Here is a 21,057-nt window from a genome sequence, read left to right on the forward strand (position 1 = left end):
GCTGGCTCCTACATCGGTTTCTTGAAGACGTAGAACAGGTTCGGTTCGCTCACCAGGTACAGGGTGCCGGCGTCATCCATGGCCATCCCTTCCGCCTGAGGCACCGCCTTGCTCAGACCCTGGCGCCACTTGCCCAAGGCCAGGGTACTCAGCGGGCGCCCCTCGACATCCAGCTCCACCACCAGCCGCGACTCGTCCGACAGTGCCAGCAGGTGGCCACTGCGCTCGTCGTATTGCAGGCTGGAGAGATCACGCACGAACAGGCCGGCATCGCGCTTGGGGTTGTTCACCACATGCATCCCGTAGGACTGTTCCGGATCTTGATGGGGGAAGCCCTGCACTTCATAGATCAGCATCGGGTCGCGCTCCTTGGCGACGAACAGGCGCTTGCCCTGGGAGTCGTAGGCCAGCCCCTCGAAGCCTTTGTTGCCGGCAAGGTGCACGCCCAGGGTGATCTGCTCGGCTTCTGTCGCATCCACCGCCGTGGTTTCATCGTCCAGCTGGATCTTGATCAGCCGGTGCTGGCGCTCGTCACTGATCACATAGGTATTGGCACTGATGAACTCCACCGCTTCCGGATCGCCAAAGCCCACCAGAGCGATGCGGCGCAGGATCTGCCCGTCCAGGGATAGCTCGATCAGTTCGGAATTCTTGTTGGTCACGGTGAACAGGCTGTTGCGCAGCGGATCGTAGGTCAGCGCCGAGACCTCATCCAGGCCCTCGATGGGCTGCGCCTCCAGCACGACACGATAATCGCCCAACCCCAGGGATTGGGGGGCCGCCACCTGCCAGTAGGATTGCCAGTCGAACCAGGCGCGCTGCCACAACCTGTGGTTATGGACAAACACCGCCAGCAGCACGGCCATCAGGCAGAGGATCAGGTAAAGGGGTTGCAGGCGGGTGAGGCGATACATGGCGGGCAGGCTCGAAATCAGGACAGGCTGATGAAATATCACAGCCGCCTGAATTCAAGCTTAATGCCCTGAATGGCCCGGCTCGGGTGCCAGGCCGGGGTTCACTGCTTCTCGAAGCGATAGAACAGGTTGGGCTCGCTGACCATATACAGGTTGCCGGCCTCATCCATGGCCACGCCTTCGGCCCGGGGAATGGTTTTTTCCAGGCCATTGAAGCCACCGAGCAGGGCCATGAAGCTGACCTGCTCGCCCTGCTCGTCCAGCTCCAGCAGCAGATGGGAATCAGCCGACAGCACCAGGGTATGCCCGGTGCGCGGGTCGATACCCAGGGCCGACAGGTTGCGCAAGTCGAGTTCGTCGCTGGCCAGCTTCTGCTTGTTGCCCTTGAGTACCTGGCTACCGTCGCTGCTCCAGGTAAACAACGCCGGCGGGCGCTCCTCCCCCAGCAGCAACTGTTGCTTGCGCGGGTTCCAGGCAATGGCTTCGAACGCCTTGTTCTGGTCTGCCGAAGGGCCCAGGTCGTATTTGGGGAAGTCCGCGACATTCAGCGACCGGGTACTGCCATCGACCTTGACGATCACCAGCGAATGCTCGCGCTCATCGACAATCGCCAGCAGGCCATTTTCCAGGACCGCGACCCCTTCCGGGTTGCTCCAGCCCACCAGAGGCATCTTGCGCAGGACGTCGCCTTGCAGCGACAGCTCCACCAGGAATGGGTATTTGCCCATTACCGAAAACAGGGTCTTGGTCTGGGGGTTATAGGAAAGATCGGAGGCTTCGTCCCGCTCCATGCCTGGCAGGACCTTGGCATCGATCACCGCCCGGTAGCTGGGCAGCCAGATACTGGAGCTGCGTTCGGCGGTACTGACAAAACCTTCCTGGACCCAGAGAGCCCCACGGTCATCCCAATGCATGAGGCTGGCTACGCCATAGCAGATCACGCCCGCCAACAGCAGCCAGGAATACCAGCGCATACGCAATCGCAAGTGGCGGATGAGGCGAGGTTTAGGTAGAGGGTGGGCGTCCATCACACAGATTCCAGAAACGCGGCCAAAGTTAATAGCACAGGGATTTTAGATCCGCGAACCATAAACTTCGGAATTATCCGGGAAAAATGTGAAAAAACGGTTAAAGCCGCTGATCTCTCTGCGCCGGGCCCTGGATTACCGGGCCCAGCGCAGAAAGATTCGGATCAACGGACGCTGCTGGTGAAACGGCTGGCACCGGGAAGCTCCAGCACCAGCTCATCGCCGACATTCAGCGGCCCAACCCCGACCGGCGTGCCCGTGAGGATCACATCGCCGGCCTGCAGGGAGAAACAACCGGCCATGTACTGGATCATCGGCACTATGGGGTTGAGCATGATGGCGCTGTTGCCGTCCTGGCGTACTTCACCGTTGATGGTCAGGCGGATGCCGATGTCGGTCAGGTCGGCGAAGGTGCTGCCCACCACAAAGGGCGCGATCACCGCCGCGCCGTCGAACGACTTGGCGATTTCCCAGGGCAGGCCCTTGGCTTTGAGTTCGGCCTGCTTGTCCCGCAGGGTCAGGTCCAGTGCCGGGGCAAAGCCGGAAATGGCATCCAGCACTTCTTCACGGCTGGGTTTGGTGGAGAGCGGCTTGCCGATCAACACCGCGATTTCCGCTTCGTAGTGCACCGAACCACGCTCGGTGGGAATGGCGAACCCACCTTCCAGGGGTACCACACAACTGCCCGGCTTGATAAACAGCAGGGGTTCGGTAGGTACCGGGTTGTCCAGCTCCTTGGCGTGCTCGGCGTAGTTGCGACCGATGCACACCACCTTGCCCACCGGAAAATGGATCCGGGTACCGTCGACATACTGGTGCTGATAGCTCATTACCGACTCCTGCTTGTGTGCTTTATCTGGACACTACCCGGCTTCAGATCGCGAAGATCTTGCCCGGATTCATGATGCCGTTCGGGTCGAACGCGGCCTTGACCGCCTTCATGTACTCGATCTCCACCGGCGAGCGGCTGTAGGTCAGGTAATCACGCTTGGTCATGCCCACGCCGTGTTCCGCGGAAATCGAGCCGTTGTACTTCTCGACCGTCTCGAACACCCACTTGTTGACCGTCGCGCACTTGGCAAAGAACTCGTCCTTGCTCAGGTTGTCCGGCTTGAGGATGTTCAGGTGCAGGTTGCCGTCGCCGATGTGGCCGAACCAGACGATTTCGAAGTCCGGGTAATGCTTGCCGACGATGGCGTCGATTTCCTGAAGGAAGGCCGGGACTTTCGACACAGTGACCGAAATGTCGTTCTTGTACGGCGTCCAGTGGGAAATGGTCTCGGAGATGTATTCGCGCAGCTTCCACAGGTTGTGCAACTGGGTTTCGCTCTGGCTCATCACGCCGTCCAGGACCCAGCCCTGCTCGACACAGTGCTCGAAGGTTTCCAGGGCGTGGTTGGCCACTTCCTCGGTGGTGGCTTCGAATTCCAGCAGCGCATAGAACGGGCATTCGGATTCGAATGGCGCCGGCACGTCGCCACGGGCCAGGACCTTGGCCAGGGCCTTGTCGGAGAAGAACTCGAAGGCGGTCAGATCAAGCTTGCTCTGGAAGGCGTGCAGCACCGGCATGATGGAATCGAAGTCGGCGGTGCCGAGCACCATCGCGGTGAGGTTCTTCGGCGCCCGATCCAGGCGCATGGTGGCCTCGACCACGAAGCCCAGGGTGCCCTCGGCGCCGATGAACAGTTGGCGCAGGTCATAGCCGGTGGCGTTCTTGATCAGGTCCTTGTTCAACTCCAGCAGGTCGCCCTTGCCGGTGACCACCTTCATGCCGGCCACCCAATTGCGGGTCATGCCGTAGCGAATGACCTTGATCCCGCCGGCATTGGTACCGATATTTCCGCCAATCTGGCTGGAACCTGCAGAAGCGAAATCCACCGGGTAGTACAGGCCGTTTTCTTGCGCCAGGTTCTGCAACTGCTCGGTGACCACGCCCGGCTGGCACACTGCGGTGCGGTCAGTCAGGTTCAGGTCGAGGATCTGGTTCATATAGTCGAAGGACACCACCACTTCGCCGTTGGCTGCCACCGCTGCCGCCGAAAGCCCGGTGCGACCGCCCGAAGGCACCAGCGCAACCTTGTGCTGATTGGCCCAGCGCACAATGGCCTGGACCTGCTCGATGGTTTTCGGAAACACAATGGCTGTCGGGGCCGGGGCGAAATGCTTGGTCCAATCCTTGCCGTAAGCATTCAGGGAGTCAGCGTCGGTCAGCACCTTGCCAGGCTCAACCAGGGTCTTCAGCTCATCAATCAGGGCAGGATTGGTCATCGACAGAACTCTCGAACAATTCATGGTCATCCTGAGAACGCTTCACGTCGCAGGAATGAGTGTTTAGCGGGGCGCGTATGCTAGCATACCGCCCCCGCAGGAGAGTGCCCAAGGGCCTTTCTGCGGTGTCGGCCCAGTGCCGCCCAGGTCAGCTCAAGCTGTCCACTTCCCTGCCATTTTTCTCCGGGACACAGGTTTACGCAGATGAGCAAGACTTCTCTCGATAAGAGCAAGATCAAGTTCCTTCTCCTCGAAGGCGTCCACCAATCCGCTGTCGACGTCCTCAAGGCCGCCGGCTACACCAGCATCGAGTACCTCACCGGTTCTCTGCCGGAAGCCCAGCTCAAGGAAAAGATCGCCGATGCACACTTCATCGGCATTCGCTCCCGCACTCAACTGACCGAAGAGATTTTCGACCACGCGAAGAAACTGGTCGCAGTGGGCTGCTTCTGCATCGGTACCAACCAGGTTGACCTGTCCGCCGCTCGCGAGCGCGGCATCGCGGTGTTCAACGCGCCGTACTCCAACACCCGTTCGGTTGCCGAGCTGGTACTGGCCGAGGCCATCCTGCTGCTGCGCGGCATCCCCGAGAAAAACGCTTCCTGCCACCGTGGCGGCTGGATCAAGAGCGCGGCCAACTCCTTCGAAATCCGTGGCAAGAAGCTGGGTATCGTCGGCTACGGCTCCATTGGTACGCAGTTGTCGGTCCTGGCTGAAGGCCTGGGCATGCAGGTGTTTTTCTACGACACCGTGACCAAGCTGCCACTGGGCAACGCCACCCAGGTGGGCAACTTGCACGAACTGCTGGGCATGTCCGACATCGTCACCCTGCACGTGCCGGAAACCGCGGCCACCCAGTGGATGATCGGCGAGAAGGAAATCCGCGCCATCAAGAAGGGCGGCATCCTGATCAACGCCGCCCGCGGCACCGTGGTCGAGCTGGACGCCCTGGCGGACGCGATCAAGGACAAGCACCTGATCGGCGCGGCCATCGACGTATTCCCGGTGGAGCCGCGCTCCAACGACGAAGAGTTCGAAAGCCCGCTGCGCGGCCTGGACAACGTGATCCTGACCCCGCACATCGGCGGTTCCACCGCTGAAGCCCAGGCCAACATCGGCCTGGAAGTGGCAGAAAAACTGGTCAAGTACAGCGACAACGGTACCTCGGTGTCCTCGGTCAACTTCCCCGAAGTGGCGCTGCCGGCCCACCCGGGCAAGCACCGTCTGCTGCACATCCACGAGAACATTCCGGGCGTGATGAGCGAGATCAACAAGGTCTTCGCCGAAAACGGCATCAACATCTCCGGTCAGTTCCTGCAGACCAACGAGAAGGTCGGCTACGTGGTGATCGACGTCGACGCCGAGTACTCGGACCTGGCGCAAGAGAAGCTGCAGCACATCAACGGCACCATCCGTTGCCGCGTGCTGTTCTAAGCCTCGACTGCGGCACAAAAAAGGGAGCCCTCTGGGCTCCCTTTTTTATCGTGTTTACGATTATTTCACTGTTACTGTGATTTTCTTGGAAACGATCACCGGGTTGAAAGGCACGTGGTTCTTGTCCCCCAGTTCCAGTTGCAGGGTGTGCTTGCCGGGTGTCAGGGTCACTTCGGTTTCAGTCTGGGCCTTGCCGAAGTGCAGGTGGTTGGCGTCCATCGGGATCGGCAGGTTCTCGGCAGGCAACTGATCGACATCGATCAGCAGGTGATGGTGGCCGGTGTTGGCGGTCTGATCGCCCGCCGGAGCCAGGGCGATGCCTTCAACGCCGAACTTGACCTTGAAGGTCTTGTCCACGGTGGCCCCGTCGGCCGGGGAAACGATAGTCACCTTGGCGCCAGCAGGTGCTTCGGTACGCGGAATTTCCGCTGCGCCGGCCAGCATCGAGGTTCCCAGCAACAGACCGGCCAAAGCAGCACGCGACATAAAAATTTTCATTATCTTCTCCAGTTTTTCCGCAAATCTTTTACGGTTATAACAACTTCGTGGCAATTCGTTGTCGAAGGCACTCAACACCTTAGCAAAGCGAGCCTGAACGGCGCATCGCTCATATAAATTCAAGGAGTGACCATGCGTTTCCTGCCTGGCCTGTTACTTTTGCTGCCCCTTGCGAGCACTTGCGCTCAAGCCGAACTGATGGACGATATCAATGACCGCGGCGAGCTGCGCATCGCCCTGGAAGCCGATACGCCGCCCTTCAATTTCAAGGACGACGGCAAACTCACCGGTTTCGAGGTGGAGTTGGGGCAACTGCTGGCCAGTGAACTGGACGTACGCGCGGACTTCGTGGTGACCGAGGCCGCCGAACTGCTCCCGGGAGTGGAAAGCGGCAAGTTCGACGTGGCGATCAACCACATAGCAATGACCCCGGAACTCAAGGATCGTTTCGATTTCAGCGAACCCTACAGCTATTCCAGTGCGCAGTTGATTGTGCGCAAGGAAGAGCAGCGTCCGCTGTTTTCCCTACAGGCCCTGCGCGGCCAGGCACTGGGCGTGGCCCAGGGCAGCCAGTTCGTCGATCAGGCGCGGACTGTGGAAGGGATCAACCTGCGCAGCTACGCCGATGCCCAGCAGCCGATCAAGGACGTGGCGGACAAGCAGATCGACGCTGCCATCAGCGATCGCCTGCTGATTCCCTACGCTATTCGCGACAGCCGCCTGCCGGTGAAAGAAGGCGCCAAGGTCGGCCCGACCCTGAGCCTGGCGATCCCCTTCCAGAAAGGTAACCCGGCGTTTCGCGCGAGCCTGGACAGCGCCTTGCAGCGGATCAAGGCCGACGGGCGCCTGATGGCCCTGTCGGAGAAATGGTTCGGCATGGACGCGAGCAAACCGCCGAAGGCCGAAGCCGGGCAGTAAACGACACAAGCTGCCTGGATTGACCTGTAGCCGCAGCCTGCGAACGGCCCCAGGGGCTTCATGGCCGTCAGAGGTCGGCGGGAAATCGTCAAGCAAGGCCCTTAGGGCCTTTTCGCTGCCTCGCTAAAGCTCGGCAGCGGCTACGAGGACAATGCGGCCAGGGCGCTGGCGGCCTCGGGCAGTTGCAGCTCGCTGAAGACTTGCACCCCGTGCTGCTTGAGCAACGCAGCGGTGACGCCCTCCCCCGAAACCTTGACCCCGCTGAAGCTACCGTCATAGGTCAGCAGGTTGCCGCAGGATGGGCTGTGGGCCTTGAGCACGGCAACGCGGATCCGGTGCTTTTCCACCAGTTCCAGGGCCTGGCGGGCGCCAGCCAGGAACTGGGCGCTGACATCTTCACCTTCGCAGGTCATCACCGGTGCCCGCCCCTCAAGCACATCGACACCCTGCCCGCCGGGGATCTCCGCCGGCGCCCGTGGTGTGGGCAAACCACCAGCAACCTCCGGACACAAGGCAACCACTCGTCCCTCTTGCTGCCAGGCGGCCAGTTGATCGAACGGGCCGCTGGCACCGCCGTCGTAGCGTACGCGGTGGCCCAACAGGCAGCGGCTGACCAGGATCTTGTGCATATTCAGAACGGCTCGTTACCACGGCGCCGGAACCAGCCGGTCAGGGACAGGCGTTCCCGGGTCGCGGGCATGACTTCATGGGGGACTTCGCCGGAAAGAAACACCACCAGCCGCCCCCCGACAGGGACTACATCGTATTGCCCCCGGTCATTGAGGTACATGCGCAATTGCCCGCCCTGCTCGGGCAGCCACTCCTCGTTGAGGTAGACCACCGCCGAGACCATGCGCCGGTCGTCATCGCGAAAGCGATCCACGTGGCGCTTGTAGAAGGCTCCCGGCGGGTACATCGCGAAATGGCATTCGAAATCTTCAAGCCCCAGGAACAGGCCTCGGTTCAGAGCCTCGCGCAGGCTGTCCATCAGTTCCAGGTAGCTATCACAGGCCTGGGCCTGACCGGGTTCGAGCCACTGGATATGGTCGCCGCGAATACCCTCGCGGATCTCCTGGGCCGGCCCGCGCCCTACCGCCGCCGGCGCCAGTTCACCTTCAGCCGCACGTTTACGGCACTCAGCCGCCAGTTCGAGGGTCAGAGCCTCGGACAGGAAGACATTCTGCTGCGACCAGCCACAGGCGGCCAGGTCGTCGACAATGTTCAACAACAGCGGATGATCAGAGGGTATTTGCATGGCGCGCATAGTATCCAGCCTCAGAAAAATCTGACAGAGCCGCAGAGCGGAGGATGAAGCATTTTTTTCAATGGGCTTACACATCATCGGTTTGCCGAGGGATGCTGATACGAATTCTCGACAACCACCCTCTTGCCCCGGAGAATAGTCGCCTGCTGACAGGAGTCCTTATGCGCCGTTTGCTTTTCTCACTGTTGATCTTCTGCGCCTTGCCTGCCTGGGCAGACAGCCACGACCAGTTGTACCAGGTCGCCGGTTGGGCGCAACAGCGCGCGCATTTCAACGATGCTCTCAGCGCCGCCCAGCAGCGCTACCAGAGCAGCCTGCCGCCGGCGGTCTATCAAGCCCTGGTGGACAACAGCAACCAGCGCTTCGCACCCCAGGCCGTTGACCGTCGCGCCGAGGCCCAACTGCGGCAGAACCTGGCGGACCCCGCACCGGCCCTGGCCTTCTTCCAGTCGCCCCTGGGCCGCAAGATCGTTGCCGCCGAACTGCTGGCGACCCGCCGCGACCAGCTGGCCAAGAACGCCCAGGGCCTGCCGAAGATGCAGGCCAGCGACAACCGCCAATTGATCATCGGCCACTTGGCCCAGGCCCTGCCGGCCCGGGAAGCGGGTGCAGAGGTGAGCCTGGCGATTGCCGGTGTCGCCGCCGACAGCCTGAGCCAGATGATTCCCGGCCTGCTGGGGGGCGGCCAGGCCCAGGGCATGCTCAACGGCCAGCGCCAGCGGCTGATGCAGCAGATCGGCAACGACCTGAACAACACCTTGCTGTACGTCTATCGGGATCTGTCCGACACCGAGCTGGAAGAGTTCGCCACCTTCGCCGAGTCCAGCGAAGGCAAGGCCTACTACCAGGCCGCCCTGGCGGCGATTCGTGCCGGCCTGGCGGTCGGCCAGAGCACTTCCAGCCTCGCCCCCTGACCCGGCAACTCGCCTGTGACCGCTGCCGAGCCCGCAGGCCCTTGCCTGGCAATCGCCTGACGAGCCTGCAGTAGCCTGGGGCTCTTGCGTCCCTCAGGGCTGTTCGCAGCCTGCGGCAGCGGCTGCACCAATCTCTAGAGGTGCTGGGTCAGAAAGGCGAAGCACTGATCGCGATACAACGGGATTTCATTGGCCAGGTGGTGCCGCGCATCGGGCAGCATCAATAGCTCGGGCGCGGCGAACTTGCCGCGAATCACCTGCAGATTGTGCTGCCAGTCCACGGTCATGTCCGCATCCCCCTGAACGATCAACGGCTGCCTGGAACTGCGGGGCGCCGCCTCCAGACGCTTGATCCAGCGCGACAGCGCTCCCACCCAGGCCGTCGGCAAGCGTTGCGGCTGCAACGGGTCGACCTGCAGGAACGCAAGGAAATCCGGGTCGTTGGAGTTTTCGCTGAAGCGCCGGGCAATGCCGGTGACGAAGGGCCGCAGCGCGTAATAACTGAGCATCGACCAGCCCCAGGCCCGCGGCCGCACCAGCGGCGAGAGCAGCATCACCTGGCCCTGGGCCGGGCTCTCGGCACCCTGGTTGAGCAGGTGGTCCATGATGATCGCGCCGCCGGTGCTTTGCCCGAACAGGTGCCAGGGCTCGGGGAGTTCCAGGGACCGGGCCTCGGCGAACAGGCCCTGCAGCACCCGCTGGTACACCGCGAAATCATCGATACTGGCCCGCTCGCCACTGGAAAGGCCGTGCCCGGGCAGGTCGCAGGAAATCACCACGAAACGCCGTTGCAGCGCCCACTCGATCACATGCCGGTACAAGCCCATGTGGTCGTAGAAGCCGTGGAACAGAAACAGCGTGGCCCGTGGCTGCTCCGGCCACCAGACCTGGCTCACCACGTCGTAGCCGTCCACCTGGAAACGCCCCAGGCGGCTGCGCGGCACCAGCGCCCGCCCGGCGAAATCCAGCCCATAGAAGCGCTGGTAGGCCTGCCCCTCCACCGACAAAGGCTGCCCGGCGACCAGAGGTTGCAGGCTGGCACGCAGGTGGTCGGGGTCGAAAGTGGCGGGCATAGAGAATTCCAAAGCGGGGGTACCGGCGACAAAACGGGCTTTCTGGGCCTGCGATATTCATCTGTCGCGGCAAGCATGGCAAGCTACGCGACCTTCGAGGACCGATCTTAATGCGCCAGTCTTACCGCACGCCCCTGCTTGCCAGCCTGCTCGTCCTGATCTGCGCCGTGGTGCTGTGGAACGCCTACGAATGGTTCCAGGGCCGCTATCTGCGGGCGTTCAGCGAGCACACCGCGATGTTCTCCGGCGACCCGTTGCAACTGCCCGCCGAACTGGCCGGCCCCGGGGCGATCCGCTTGGTGCATTTCTGGGACCCGGCCTGCCCCTGCAATGTCGGTAATCAGCAGCACCTGGCCGAGCTGATCGAAACCTATGGCCCGCGGGGCGTGGAGTTCTATGCCGTACAGAAGCCCGGCAGCCACGGCCAGCTACCCACCACCCTGAGCCGCCTGAAGCACCTCGACAGCCTGCCCGGAGCGGAACAGATCCCCGCCAGCCCGGCAGTGGCGATCTGGGACCGCAACGGCAAGCTGGCCTACTTCGGCCCCTACAGCGAAGGCCTGACCTGCAATTCCAGCAACAGCTTCATCGAGCCCATCCTCCAGGCCCTTGAGGACAATCGCCCGGTCAGCGCCACCCACACCCTGGCCATCGGCTGCTACTGCCCCTGGCCGACCGAACAAGGCATTCGCGACTAATCAAGGACTGCCTCCTGCGCGGGGCCCCTGACTTGTGCTAAATCTCTGCAGCTCTCCCAAGGCGGCATTGAATACAACAACAGCAAGGAGCCCGCATGAAACGCAGCCTGACCGTCGTCGCCGTACTGATCCTCGCCCTGCTGGCAGGGCTTGCCGGCTACCTGTACAGCAAGCAGCCGACGCGTCAGGGCCAGGTCGAGCTCAATGGCCTGCAAGGCTCGGTCACCGTGCGTTACGACGAACGCGGGGTGCCGCACATTCGCGCCGAAAACGAAGCCGACCTGTACCGCGCCCTGGGCTACGTGCACGCCCAGGACCGGCTGTTCCAGATGGAAGTGCTGCGGCGCCTGTCCCGGGGCGAGCTAGCAGAGGTGCTGGGGCCCAAGCTGGTGGACACCGACAAACTGTTCCGCAGCCTGCGGATTCGCGAACGGGCCGACAGCTATATCGCCGGGCTCGACCATCAGTCACCCGCCTGGAAGGCCCTGGAAGCCTATCTGGACGGCATCAACCAGTATCAGGACAGCCACGCCAGCCCCATCGAGTTCGACGTCCTGGGTATCCGCAAGCGGCCTTTCACCGCAGAAGACACCGTCAGCGTCGCCGGTTTCATGGCCTACAGCTTTGCCATGGCCTTTCGCACCGAGCCGCTGCTGACCTACATCCGCGACGAACTGGGCAATGACTACCTAAAGGTGTTCGACCTCGACTGGCAGCCCAAGGGCGTGCTGGCCAAGGGCAAGACCCCACCTTCAGCGCCACTGGCCACCGTCGACTGGCAGGGCCTGGGCCGGATCGCCCGCCTGAGCCTGCAAGCCCTGGAAGAAGCCGGGCTGCCGCAATTCGAGGGCAGCAATGCCTGGGTGGTTTCCGGCTCGCGGACCAAGAGCGGCCGCGCGCTGCTGGCCGGCGACCCGCATATCCGCTACTCGCTGCCGTCGGTGTGGTACGAGGCCCAGCTCTCGGCCCCTGGCTTTGAACTCTACGGTCATCACCAGGCGCTGGTGCCCTTCGCCTTCCTCGGCCACAACCTGGACTTCGGCTGGAGCCTGACCATGTTCCAGAACGATGACCTCGACCTGATCGCCGAAAAGGTCAACCCGGAGAACCCCAATCAGGTCTGGTTCCACGACAAGTGGGTGGACCTGATCACCAGCGAGCAGCAGATCGCCGTCAAGGGCCAGGCCCCGGTGACCCTGACCCTGCGCCAGTCGCCCCACGGCCCGATCATCAACGACATGCTCGGCACCACCGTGGGCAAGGCGCTGATCGCCATGTGGTGGGGTTTCCTGGAAACCCCGAACCCGATCCTCGACGGCTTCTACCAGCTCAACCGCGCAGACACCCTGGCCAAGGTCCGCGCTGCGGCCGCCAAGGTCCATGCACCGGGCCTGAACATCGTCTGGGCCAACGCCAAGGGCGACATCGGCTGGTGGGCGGCGGCGCTCCTGCCCAAGCGCCCGGCGGGGGCCAAGCCGGCCTTCATCCTCGATGGCAGCACCAGCCTGGCGGACAAGGAAGGCTTCTACCCCTTCAGCGCCAACCCCCAGGAAGAGAACCCGGCCCGGGGCTATATCGTCTCGGCCAACTTCCAGCCGGTATCCCCCACCGGCATGGAGATCCCCGGCTACTACAACCTGGCCGACCGTGGTCAGCAACTGGATCGGCAGCTCAGCGACAAGAGTCAGAAATGGGACCTGGAGAACACCCAGAAACTGCAGTTGGGCACCACCACCGCCTACGGGCCGCGCCTGCTGGCGCCGCTGTTGCCGGTGTTGCGTGAAGTGGTCAGCGACCCCGAGGAACTGAAGCTGGTGGAGCAACTGGCGAAATGGCAGGGCGACTATCCACTGGAATCCACCAGCGCGACGCTGTTCAACCAGTTCCTGTTCAACCTGGCCGATGCCACTTTCCATGAAAAACTCGGCGACGCCTATTTCGACGCCCTGATCCAGGCCCGGGTGGTGGACGCCGCCCTGCCCCGGCTGGCGGCGGACCCCGACTCGCCCTGGTGGGACAACCGCACCACGCCCCAGCGCGAAAGCCGCGCCGACACGGTCAAGCTGGCCTGGCGCGCCAGTATCGACCACCTGCGCCTGACCCTGGGCGCCAACCCGGCGCAATGGCGCTGGGGCCAGGCCCACACGCTGACCCACGGCCACCCGCTGGGCATGCAGAAACCCCTGGACCGGCTGTTCAACGTCGGCCCCCTGGACGCCCCCGGCAGCCACGAAGTGCCGAACAACCTCACCGCCAAGATCGGCCCGGCGCCCTGGTCAGTGGTCTACGGGCCCTCGACCCGGCGCATCATCGACTTCGCCGACCCGGCCCACAGCCTGACCATCAACCCGGTGGGCCAGAGTGGCGTGCTGTTCGACAAACACTACGACGATCAGGCCGAAGCCTATATCGAAGGGGTCTACCAGCAGGCGCACTTCAGCGACGAGGAAGTCACCGCCAACACCCGCAGCACCCTGAAGCTGCTGCCGGCACGCCCCCGGGTCCCCGCGCCTTGACCAGCGGCGGGTGTAGAAGCGAGCTGGCCAGCGAAGAGGCCCGCAAGCCCTGCACTCCGCTGAAGGACGCCTTCGCCGGCAAGCCGGCTCCTACAAGGGTACGGTGCTGAAGTTCAGGCGGAACTGTTGCGGGGTCAGCCCCAGGCGCCGGTTGAACACGCTGCGCATGTGCTGGGCATCGCGAAAACCGCAGGCGTAGGCCACGGTCTTGAGCGGCGCCGCGCTGCGTTCGAGCATCCCCCGCGCCGCATCCATCCGCGCGCCTTCGACAAATTCCGCCGGAGTCACCCCCGCTTCTCGAACGAACACTCGGGCAAAGTTGCGCGGGCTCATGTTCACCGCCCGGGCCAGCTCGGCAATGCTCAGGTCCGCCTGCAACCGGTCCTGCACATGCTGCTGGACCCGAGCCACGGTGGAGGTGGTCTCGGCCTGGGGCAGCAGAAACGGGCTGAACTGCGACTGCCCCCCCGTGCGCTGGGTGAACACCACCAGACGCTTGGCCACGCTCAGGGCCACCCCCGCACCATGATCCTGGGCCAGCAGGTACAGCGACAGGTCGATGCCGGCGGTGACCCCCGCCGAAGTGAACAGCCTGCCGTCCCGGACGTACAGGCGATCAGCCTCGACCCGGGTGCCAGGGCACAGCGCAGCCAGCGCCGGTGCATCGCTCCAGTGGGTGGTCACCGTGCGCCCTTCCAGCAACCCGGCCCGGGCCAGGATGAACGCGCCGTTGCAGATCGAGCCGAAGCCCTTGGCCCGGGCGCAGGCCTCGCGCAGCCAGGCGTAGAAGGCCGGGCTGAACTGGCTGCCAGGCACCTGTGGGCCGCCCGCCACCAGCAACAGGTCAAAGGGCTCCAGGGCCTGGGTGAAGGAACAATGGGCCTGCAACAGCAGGCCATTGGAACAGGCCTGCGCCCCAGCCTCGACGCCAATCACCCGCAAGCGGTAATGATCCTCGGCCGGCAGAAACCGGTTGGCTTCGCAAAACACATCCATGGGCCCGGTGACATCGAGGGCCTGGACACCCGGAAAAACCAGCACGGCAACGCTTCTACCCATGGTGCAAACAGCCCTCTATGACCCGCGCCCGGCAACCCCGAGCGGCGGGCAATTGTCGCAAGCAAAGCTCGGGGGAACATAGCACTGGCAGGAAATGCGCGCAGGTTGGCCGGGATCACAGCCCCGGTGCGATTGTGGGCCGAAAGGCCCGGTAACAGACTGAAGGCTCCAGCGCCAGCACGGCGCCCGCCACGAGGAACGCCCCATGAGCTCCACCATCGCCGGGATCCGGATACCCGACAGCGCCCTGGCCCGGGCCACCACCGAGTACATCCGCGATGTCGAATCCGACCTGCTTTATCACCACTCGCGCCGGGTGTTCCTGTTCGGCGCCCTGAGCGGCGAACGCCGGCAGCTGGCTTACGACCCGCAGTTGCTCTACGTCGGCGCCATGTTCCACGACCTGGGGTTGGTGGAGGGCCTGCGCAGCGCCGACCAGCGCTTCGAAGTCGACGGCGCCAACGCCGCACGCGACTTTCTCCAGCCCTACGGCCTCAGCGCCGACGATATCGAGCAGGTCTGGCTGTCCATCGCCTTGCACACCACCCCAGGCATCCCCCAGCACCTGCGCCCTACCGTGGCCCTGGTCACCGCCGGGGTCGAGATGGATGTGCTGGGCATCGACTACGCCGCGTTCCCCGCGGCCCAGCGTGAAGCCGTGGTCCACGCCCACCCGCGCGGTGAAGGCTTCAAGGAATGCATCATCTGCGCCTTCGCCGACGGCCTGCGCCATCGCCCGCAAACCACCTTCGGCAACGTCAAGACCGACGTCCTGGCCGACCAGCAGCCAGGGTTCAAGGCGTTGAATTTCGTCGAGGTGATTCGCCGTTCACCCTGGCAATCCTGACCCATCACCAGCGCTGCAGGAGCTGGCTGGCCAGCGAAGAGACCCGCAAGCCCAATCCCCTTCTGAAGGACGCTTGCCCCGGCAAGGGCCAATAAAAAACCTCGCTCCCGGAACCCGGGGCGAGGTTTTTGGATGACACAACCGCAACTCAGGCGGTTTCCGGCGCCTGGGCCCGACGCACGTCCGGCTGCTTCCAGGAATCGGCGGCGCTTTCCTCGATGGCCTGCTGGATCGCCCGCTTGCGGGCTTCTTCGGCGCGCCGGCTGAAGAACCAGACCAGGAAGGTCACCAGGGACACCGCCAGCAGGATCAGGCTGGCCACGGCATTGATCTCCGGCTTCACCCCCAGGCGCACCGCCGAGAACACTTCCATCGGCAAGGTGGTGGAACCCGGGCCGGAGACGAAGCTGGCCAGTACCAGGTCATCCAGGGACAGGGCGAAGGACATCATGCCGCCCGCCGCCAGCGAGGGTGCGATCATCGGGATGGTGATCAAGAAGAACACCTTCCACGGCCGCGCGCCCAGGTCCATGGCCGCCTCTTCAATGGACAGGTCCAGCTCACGCAGGCGAGCCGACACCACCACAGCCACATAGGCGGCGCAGAACGTGGTGTGGGCGATCCAGATGGTGACGATGCCGCGCTCCTGAGGCCAGCCGACCGCCTGGGCCATGGCCACGAACAGCAGCAACAAGGAAAGACCGGTGATCACTTCCGGCATCACCAACGGCGCGGTGACCAGGCCACCGAACAGGGTACGGCCCTTGAAGCGGGTGATCCGGGTCAGCACGAACGCCGCCAGGGTGCCCAGTGCCACCGCCGCTACAGCGGTGTAGCAGGCGATTTCCAGGGAGCGCATCACCGAGCCCATCAGTTGCTGGTTATCCAGCAGGCCGATGTACCACTTGATCGACCAGCCGCCCCACACCGTCACCAGCTTGGAGGCGTTGAACGAGTAGATCACCAGGATCAGCATCGGCAGGTAGATGAACAACAGGCCGAGCACCAGCATCAAGCTGGAGAAACTGAAGCGCTTCATTCCTTGCCCTCCATTTCCTTGGCCTGACTGCGGTTGAACAGGATGATCGGCACAATCAGGATCGCCAGCATCACCACCGCCAGGGCGGATGCCACCGGCCAGTCACGGTTGTTGAAGAACTCTTGCCACAGCACCTTGCCGATCATCAGGGTTTCCGGACCGCCCAGCAGTTCCGGAATCACGAACTCACCCACCACCGGGATGAACACCAGCATGCAGCCGGCGATGATGCCGTTCTTGGACAGCGGCACGGTGATTTTCCAGAAGCTGTTGAAGGTACTCGAACCCAGGTCGGCCGCGGCCTCCAGCAGGCTGGTGTCGTGCTTCACCAGGTTCGCGTACAGCGGCAGGATCATGAACGGCAGGTAGGAATAGACCACACCGATATACACCGCGATGTTGGTGTTGAGGATCTGCAGCGGCTCGTTGATCCAGCCCATGGACATCAGAAAGCCATTGAGCAGGCCGTTGTTGCTGAGGATGCCCATCCAGGCGTAGACGCGGATCAGGATCGCGGTCCAGGTCGGCATCATGATCAGCAGCACCAGCACCGTCTGCAATTCCTTGCGGGCACTGGCGATGGCGTAGGCCATCGGGTAGCCGATCAGCAGGCAGAGGATGGTGCTGAAGAACGCCATCTTCAGCGAACCGAGGTAGGCGGCGATATAGAGTTCGTCGTCGCCGAGCATCGCGTAGTTGCCCAGGTTGAGCAGCAACTGCAGCTTCTGGTCGACGTAGCTGTAGATCTCGGTGTACGGCGGAATGGCCACGTCCGATTCGGCGAAGCTGATCTTCAGGACGATGAAGAACGGCAGCATGAAGAACAGGAACAGCCAGATGAACGGAACCCCGATGACCAGCTGACGGCCACCGGGAATTATTCGATTGAGTCGGCGCTTGAGCTTTCGCATGTTCATGAGCGCAGTACCACGCCGCTGTCGTCTTCCCACCAGACGTAGACCTGGTCACCCCAGGTCGGCCGCGCACCACGGCGCTCGGCGTTGGCGACGAAGGATTGCACCAGTTTGCCGCTCGGCAGCTCGACGTAGAACACCGAGTGGCCGCCCAGGTAGGCAATGTCGTGGACCTTGCCGCTGGACCAGTTGTACTCGCAGGTCGGCATCTCGGCAGTCACCAGGAGCTTTTCCGGGCGGATCGCGTAGGTCACCGATTTGTCCTGCACCGAAGTGCTGATGCCGTGGCCGACATAGATGCTGCGGTCCAGGTCCTTGCAGGTGATCAGGGCGTGGCCCTCGGCATCGTCCACCACTTCACCCTCGAAGATGTTGACGTTGCCGATGAACTCGCAGACCAGGCGGCTGACCGGGGTCTCGTAGATGTCGATCGGGCTGCCGATCTGGGCGATCCAGCCCAGGTGCATGATGGCGATGCGTTCGGCCATGGTCATGGCCTCTTCCTGGTCGTGGGTCACCATTACGCAGGTCACGCCCACGCGCTCGATGATCTCCACCAGCTCCAACTGCATCTGCGAGCGCAGCTTCTTGTCCAGGGCGCCCATGGGTTCGTCCAGCAAGAGCAGCTTGGGGCGCTTGGCCAGGGAGCGGGCCAGGGCCACGCGCTGGCGCTGGCCACCGGAGAGCTGGTGCGGCTTGCGCTTGGCGTACTGGCTCATCTGCACCAGCTTGAGCATCTCTGCCACCCGGGCGTCGATCTCGGCGGCAGGGATCTTGTCCTGCTTGAGGCCGAAGGCGATGTTCTGGGCCACGGTCATGTGGGGGAACAAGGCGTAGGACTGGAACATCATGTTGATCGGCCGCTCGTAGGGCGGCATGTCAGTGATGTCTACACCATCGAGGAAGATTCGCCCCTCCGTTGGCCGTTCGAAGCCGGCCAGCATCCGCAGCAAGGTGGACTTGCCTGAACCCGAACCGCCGAGCAGGGCGAAGATCTCGCCCTTCTTGATTTCCAGGGACACATCGTCCACGGCAACCGTCTCGTCGAACTTCTTCGTGACCCGGTCGATTTTGACCAGCACCTGCTTAGGTGTCTGGTCGCCCTCGAGGGCTTTCTTATAGGCGCCGGAGGCAACTGCCATTTGCGAAACTCCCAACAAAATTTGCAGCCCGCCCCATGCGGGCGGACCTTGGATAGTTTGAGCCTGTGGAACTATTTACCCGTCTTGACCTTGGTCCAGCTGCGGGTCATCAAGCGTTGGATATTGGGTGGCAACTCGGTGGACACGTAGGTCTTGTCGAGTACTTCCTGCGGTGGGTAGACCGCTTCGTCGGTGCGGATGGACTGCTCCATCAGCTTGTCCGACCCGGGGTTGGGGTTGGCATAACCGACATAGTCACTGACCTGAGCGATCACTTCAGGTTGCAGCAAATAGTTGATGAAGGCGTGGGCTTGCTTGACGTTGGTCGAATCCTTGGGGATCGCCAGCATGTCGAACCACAGGGCACCGCCCTCCTTCGGAATCGCATAGGCGATGTTCACACCCTTGCCGGCATCGGCGGCCCGGGCCTTGGCCTGGAACACATCGCCGGAAAACCCGATGGCCACGCAGATATTGCCGTTGGCCAGGTCCGAGATGTACTTGGACGAATGGAAGTAGGTCACGTAAGGACGCACTGCCAGCAACGTGGCCTCGGCCTTCTTGTAGTCCTGGGGGTTGGTGCTGTTGGCGTTCAGGCCCAGGTAGTTGAGGACCGTGGGCATCATCTCGTCGGCGGAGTCGAGGAAGGCCACGCCGCAGCTGTTGAGCTTTTTGATGTTCTCCGGCTCGAACAACACACTCCAGGAGTCGATCTTGTCCACCCCCAGGACCGCCTTGACCTTGTCGACGTTGTAGCCGATGCCGTTGGTACCCCACAGGTACGGCACCGCGTACTGGTTGCCCGGATCGTTCATTTCCAGACGCTTGAGCAGTACCGGGTCAAGGTTCGAATAGTGGGTCAGCAGGCTCTTGTCGAGCTTCTGGAAAGCCCCGGCCTTGATCTGCTTGCCCAGGAAGTGGTTGGACGGCACCACCACGTCATAACCGGTACGGCCGGCCAGCAACTTGCCTTCCAGGGTTTCATTGGAATCGAATACGTCATACACCGGCTTGATACCGGTGGCCTTTTCAAACTCGGCCAGGGTGTTCTGACCGATGTAATCGGACCAGTTATAAATATGCACGGTCGGTGCAGCCTGGACGCCAGCCATCAGCGTCAGGCCGGCGGCGGCCAGCATGGCTTTGCGAAATAAAGAAATAGGCAAGTGGAGGTCCTCTTAAATAGTTGGGCCCAAGTTGCCCCGCGCTACCTGACAGCCTCCAAGCTGCCCAGCAACAAAACCGGCGCGCAACTTACCCTCGATAAACCAATCCAGCAAAACTTTCTGTCATTTAATTGTTTCCTGTTGCCGCCCTCGCCACGACGACGGCAACAGGGAGTGCTGCAAATCGGCTTATTTACCAGATTTGATCTTGGTCCAGCTGCGGGTCAGGATGCGCTGGGTCGCGGCCGGCAGGTCGGCGATCGCGTACAGCTTGGCCTGCACCTCAGCTGGCGGGTAGACGCCCGGGTCGCTGGTGATGTCTTTATCGACCAATGGGGTTGCAGCCGCGTTACCGTTGGGGAAACGCACGGCGTTGGTGATTTCGGCCATGACTTCAGGCTTTTGCAGGAAGGTCATGAACTTGTAGGCGCCTTCGACGTTTTCCGCGTCTTTGGGGATGGCCACCATGTCATAGAAGCTGCCAGCACCTTCCTTGGGGATGTTGTAGCTGACCTTGACCTTGTCACCGGCTTCGGCGGCACGGGCCTTGGCCTGGTAGATGTCGCCCGAGTAACCCACGGCGACGCAGATGTTGCCGTTGGCCAGGTCGGAGATGTACTTGGAGGAGTGGAAGTAGGCGATCGAAGGACGGATCTTGAGGAACAGCGCTTCGGCTTCAGCCAGTTGCTTCTTGTCCTGGCTGTCGGTCGGGTAGCCCAGGTAGTGCAGCGCCACCGGAATCATCTCGGTTGGCGAATCGAGGAAGCTGACGCCGCAGGCCTTCAGCTTCTCAGCGTTCTCAGGCTTGAACAGCAGGTCCCAGGAGTTGGTCGGTGCATCGGCACCCAGTGCGGCCTTGACCTTCTCGGCGTTGAAGCCGATACCGATCGAGCCCCACATGTAAGGGAAGGCATGCTTGTTGCCCGGGTCGCTCACCGAAACCGCCTTGAGCAGCGATTCGTTGAGGTTCTTCCAGTTCGGCAACTTGGAGCGGTCCAGTTCCTGGTAGACACCGGCCTTGATCTGCTTGGCCAGGAAGTTGTTGGAAGGCACCACAACGTCATAACCGGACTTGCCGGCGAGCAACTTGGCTTCCAGGGTTTCATTGCTGTCGAACACGTCGTAGACAACCTTGATGCCCGACTCGGCTTCAAACTTCTTGATAGTGTCCGGCGCGATGTAATCGGACCAGTTGTAAACGTGCAGCACTTTATCGTCCGCTTGTGCCGCCGCCGCCATCACGCCCATCAGGGACATGGCGAGGAGGGTCTTGCCAGCTAACTTCATACCTAATGCCTTCATGCGTAATGCTCCAATTATTCTTTTTAACCACTCGCTCAGCGGCCAATATCCGGGCAACCAAAA

Annotated in this window: 20 protein-coding genes; 6 read left to right on the forward strand and 14 right to left on the reverse strand. The window is 62.5% G+C overall.

Translation table 11 applies throughout. From position 1 onward, the window contains the following. Positions 1–8: 8 nt before the first annotated feature. From ABCR88_RS31240 to ABCR88_RS31255, 4 genes are all read right to left on the reverse strand, one after another. A complete protein-coding gene (locus ABCR88_RS31240; RefSeq protein WP_041120726.1) occupies positions 9–914 on the reverse strand; it encodes an SdiA-regulated domain-containing protein in 906 nt (301 codons plus the stop codon). Between the two features lie 101 nt (positions 915–1,015). Beyond that, entirely contained in the window at positions 1,016–1,942 is a 927-nt protein-coding gene (locus ABCR88_RS31245) for an SdiA-regulated domain-containing protein (protein WP_041120298.1), read from the reverse strand. 164 nt (positions 1,943–2,106) lie between these two features. Beyond that, positions 2,107–2,772: a fumarylacetoacetate hydrolase family protein gene (locus tag ABCR88_RS31250; RefSeq protein WP_011064082.1), complete on the reverse strand. Its 666-nt coding sequence runs from the start codon at positions 2,770–2,772 to the stop codon at positions 2,107–2,109. Between the two features lie 43 nt (positions 2,773–2,815). Continuing rightward, positions 2,816–4,210, reverse strand: coding sequence for an FAD-binding oxidoreductase (locus ABCR88_RS31255; RefSeq protein ID WP_041120301.1), 1,395 nt, complete (start codon positions 4,208–4,210; stop codon positions 2,816–2,818). A gap of 204 nt (positions 4,211–4,414) precedes the next feature. Between ABCR88_RS31255 and serA the strand changes: the two genes are divergently transcribed. Continuing rightward, positions 4,415–5,644 carry a phosphoglycerate dehydrogenase gene (serA, locus tag ABCR88_RS31260; protein WP_011064084.1) on the forward strand — a complete coding sequence of 410 codons (1,230 nt, stop codon included), beginning with the start codon at positions 4,415–4,417 and terminating at the stop codon, positions 5,642–5,644. Between the two features lie 60 nt (positions 5,645–5,704). On the opposite strand, the gene ABCR88_RS31265 is transcribed toward serA, so the two are convergent. After that, a complete protein-coding gene (locus tag ABCR88_RS31265; protein ID WP_011064085.1) occupies positions 5,705–6,142 on the reverse strand; it encodes a DUF4399 domain-containing protein in 438 nt (145 codons plus the stop codon). A 132-nt stretch (positions 6,143–6,274) separates the two neighbouring features. Between ABCR88_RS31265 and ABCR88_RS31270 the strand changes: the two genes are divergently transcribed. Then, entirely contained in the window at positions 6,275–7,060 is a 786-nt protein-coding gene (locus tag ABCR88_RS31270) for a transporter substrate-binding domain-containing protein (RefSeq protein WP_011064086.1), read from the forward strand. 140 nt (positions 7,061–7,200) lie between these two features. Here ABCR88_RS31270 and ABCR88_RS31275 read toward each other — a convergent pair whose 3' ends face one another. Both ABCR88_RS31275 and ABCR88_RS31280 read right to left on the reverse strand, forming a co-directional pair. Then, positions 7,201–7,689, reverse strand: a complete 489-nt coding sequence (locus tag ABCR88_RS31275) for a DUF523 domain-containing protein (protein ID WP_011064087.1) — start codon at positions 7,687–7,689, stop codon at positions 7,201–7,203. A 2-nt stretch (positions 7,690–7,691) separates the two neighbouring features. Beyond that, positions 7,692–8,324 (reverse strand): 2OG-Fe(II) oxygenase, encoded by a 633-nt coding sequence (locus tag ABCR88_RS31280; protein ID WP_011064088.1) that lies wholly within the window; start codon positions 8,322–8,324, stop codon positions 7,692–7,694. Between the two features lie 161 nt (positions 8,325–8,485). Between ABCR88_RS31280 and ABCR88_RS31285 the strand changes: the two genes are divergently transcribed. After that, positions 8,486–9,238, forward strand: a complete 753-nt coding sequence (locus ABCR88_RS31285; protein ID WP_011064089.1) for a DUF2059 domain-containing protein — start codon at positions 8,486–8,488, stop codon at positions 9,236–9,238. 134 nt (positions 9,239–9,372) lie between these two features. Here the strand turns inward: ABCR88_RS31285 and ABCR88_RS31290 are convergent, their stop codons facing one another. Next, positions 9,373–10,311, reverse strand: a complete 939-nt coding sequence (locus ABCR88_RS31290; RefSeq protein ID WP_350403843.1) for an alpha/beta hydrolase — start codon at positions 10,309–10,311, stop codon at positions 9,373–9,375. A gap of 110 nt (positions 10,312–10,421) precedes the next feature. On the opposite strand from ABCR88_RS31290, the gene ABCR88_RS31295 reads away from it, so the two are divergent. Both ABCR88_RS31295 and ABCR88_RS31300 read left to right on the forward strand, forming a co-directional pair. After that, positions 10,422–11,009: a DUF6436 domain-containing protein gene (locus tag ABCR88_RS31295; RefSeq protein ID WP_350023351.1), complete on the forward strand. Its 588-nt coding sequence runs from the start codon at positions 10,422–10,424 to the stop codon at positions 11,007–11,009. Between the two features lie 95 nt (positions 11,010–11,104). Next, the gene (locus tag ABCR88_RS31300; protein WP_350023352.1) at positions 11,105–13,525 is read left to right on the forward strand and encodes a penicillin acylase family protein; all 2,421 of its coding nucleotides are present in this window, start codon (positions 11,105–11,107) and stop codon (positions 13,523–13,525) included. Between the two features lie 90 nt (positions 13,526–13,615). Here ABCR88_RS31300 and ABCR88_RS31305 read toward each other — a convergent pair whose 3' ends face one another. Next, complete coding sequence (locus tag ABCR88_RS31305) at positions 13,616–14,584, reverse strand: GlxA family transcriptional regulator (protein WP_015637411.1); 969 nt, start codon at positions 14,582–14,584, stop codon at positions 13,616–13,618. A 205-nt stretch (positions 14,585–14,789) separates the two neighbouring features. Between ABCR88_RS31305 and ABCR88_RS31310 the strand changes: the two genes are divergently transcribed. Next, positions 14,790–15,431, forward strand: coding sequence for an HD domain-containing protein (locus ABCR88_RS31310; RefSeq protein WP_011064094.1), 642 nt, complete (start codon positions 14,790–14,792; stop codon positions 15,429–15,431). 148 nt (positions 15,432–15,579) lie between these two features. On the opposite strand, the gene ABCR88_RS31315 is transcribed toward ABCR88_RS31310, so the two are convergent. The 5 genes from ABCR88_RS31315 to ABCR88_RS31335 form a co-directional block, all read right to left on the reverse strand. Continuing rightward, a complete protein-coding gene (locus ABCR88_RS31315; protein WP_011064095.1) occupies positions 15,580–16,470 on the reverse strand; it encodes an ABC transporter permease subunit in 891 nt (296 codons plus the stop codon). Continuing rightward, on the reverse strand, positions 16,467–17,348 hold the full coding sequence (locus tag ABCR88_RS31320) for an ABC transporter permease subunit (RefSeq protein WP_350404919.1): 882 nt from the start codon (positions 17,346–17,348) through the stop codon (positions 16,467–16,469). The genes ABCR88_RS31315 and ABCR88_RS31320 overlap by 4 nt, the downstream gene beginning before the upstream one ends. 35 nt (positions 17,349–17,383) lie before the next feature. Next, positions 17,384–18,526 carry a polyamine ABC transporter ATP-binding protein gene (potA, locus tag ABCR88_RS31325; RefSeq protein ID WP_041120308.1) on the reverse strand — a complete coding sequence of 381 codons (1,143 nt, stop codon included), beginning with the start codon at positions 18,524–18,526 and terminating at the stop codon, positions 17,384–17,386. Positions 18,527–18,597: 71 nt separating this feature from the next. Beyond that, the gene (locus tag ABCR88_RS31330; RefSeq protein ID WP_041120310.1) at positions 18,598–19,692 is read right to left on the reverse strand and encodes a polyamine ABC transporter substrate-binding protein; all 1,095 of its coding nucleotides are present in this window, start codon (positions 19,690–19,692) and stop codon (positions 18,598–18,600) included. Positions 19,693–19,881: 189 nt separating this feature from the next. Next, positions 19,882–20,979 (reverse strand): polyamine ABC transporter substrate-binding protein, encoded by a 1,098-nt coding sequence (locus tag ABCR88_RS31335; RefSeq protein ID WP_026020018.1) that lies wholly within the window; start codon positions 20,977–20,979, stop codon positions 19,882–19,884. Between the last annotated feature and the right edge of the window lie 78 nt (positions 20,980–21,057).

This window comes from Pseudomonas sp. W17 (genome assembly GCF_040268305.1).
GTDB classification, from domain to species: Bacteria; Pseudomonadota; Gammaproteobacteria; order Pseudomonadales; family Pseudomonadaceae; genus Aquipseudomonas; species Aquipseudomonas protegens.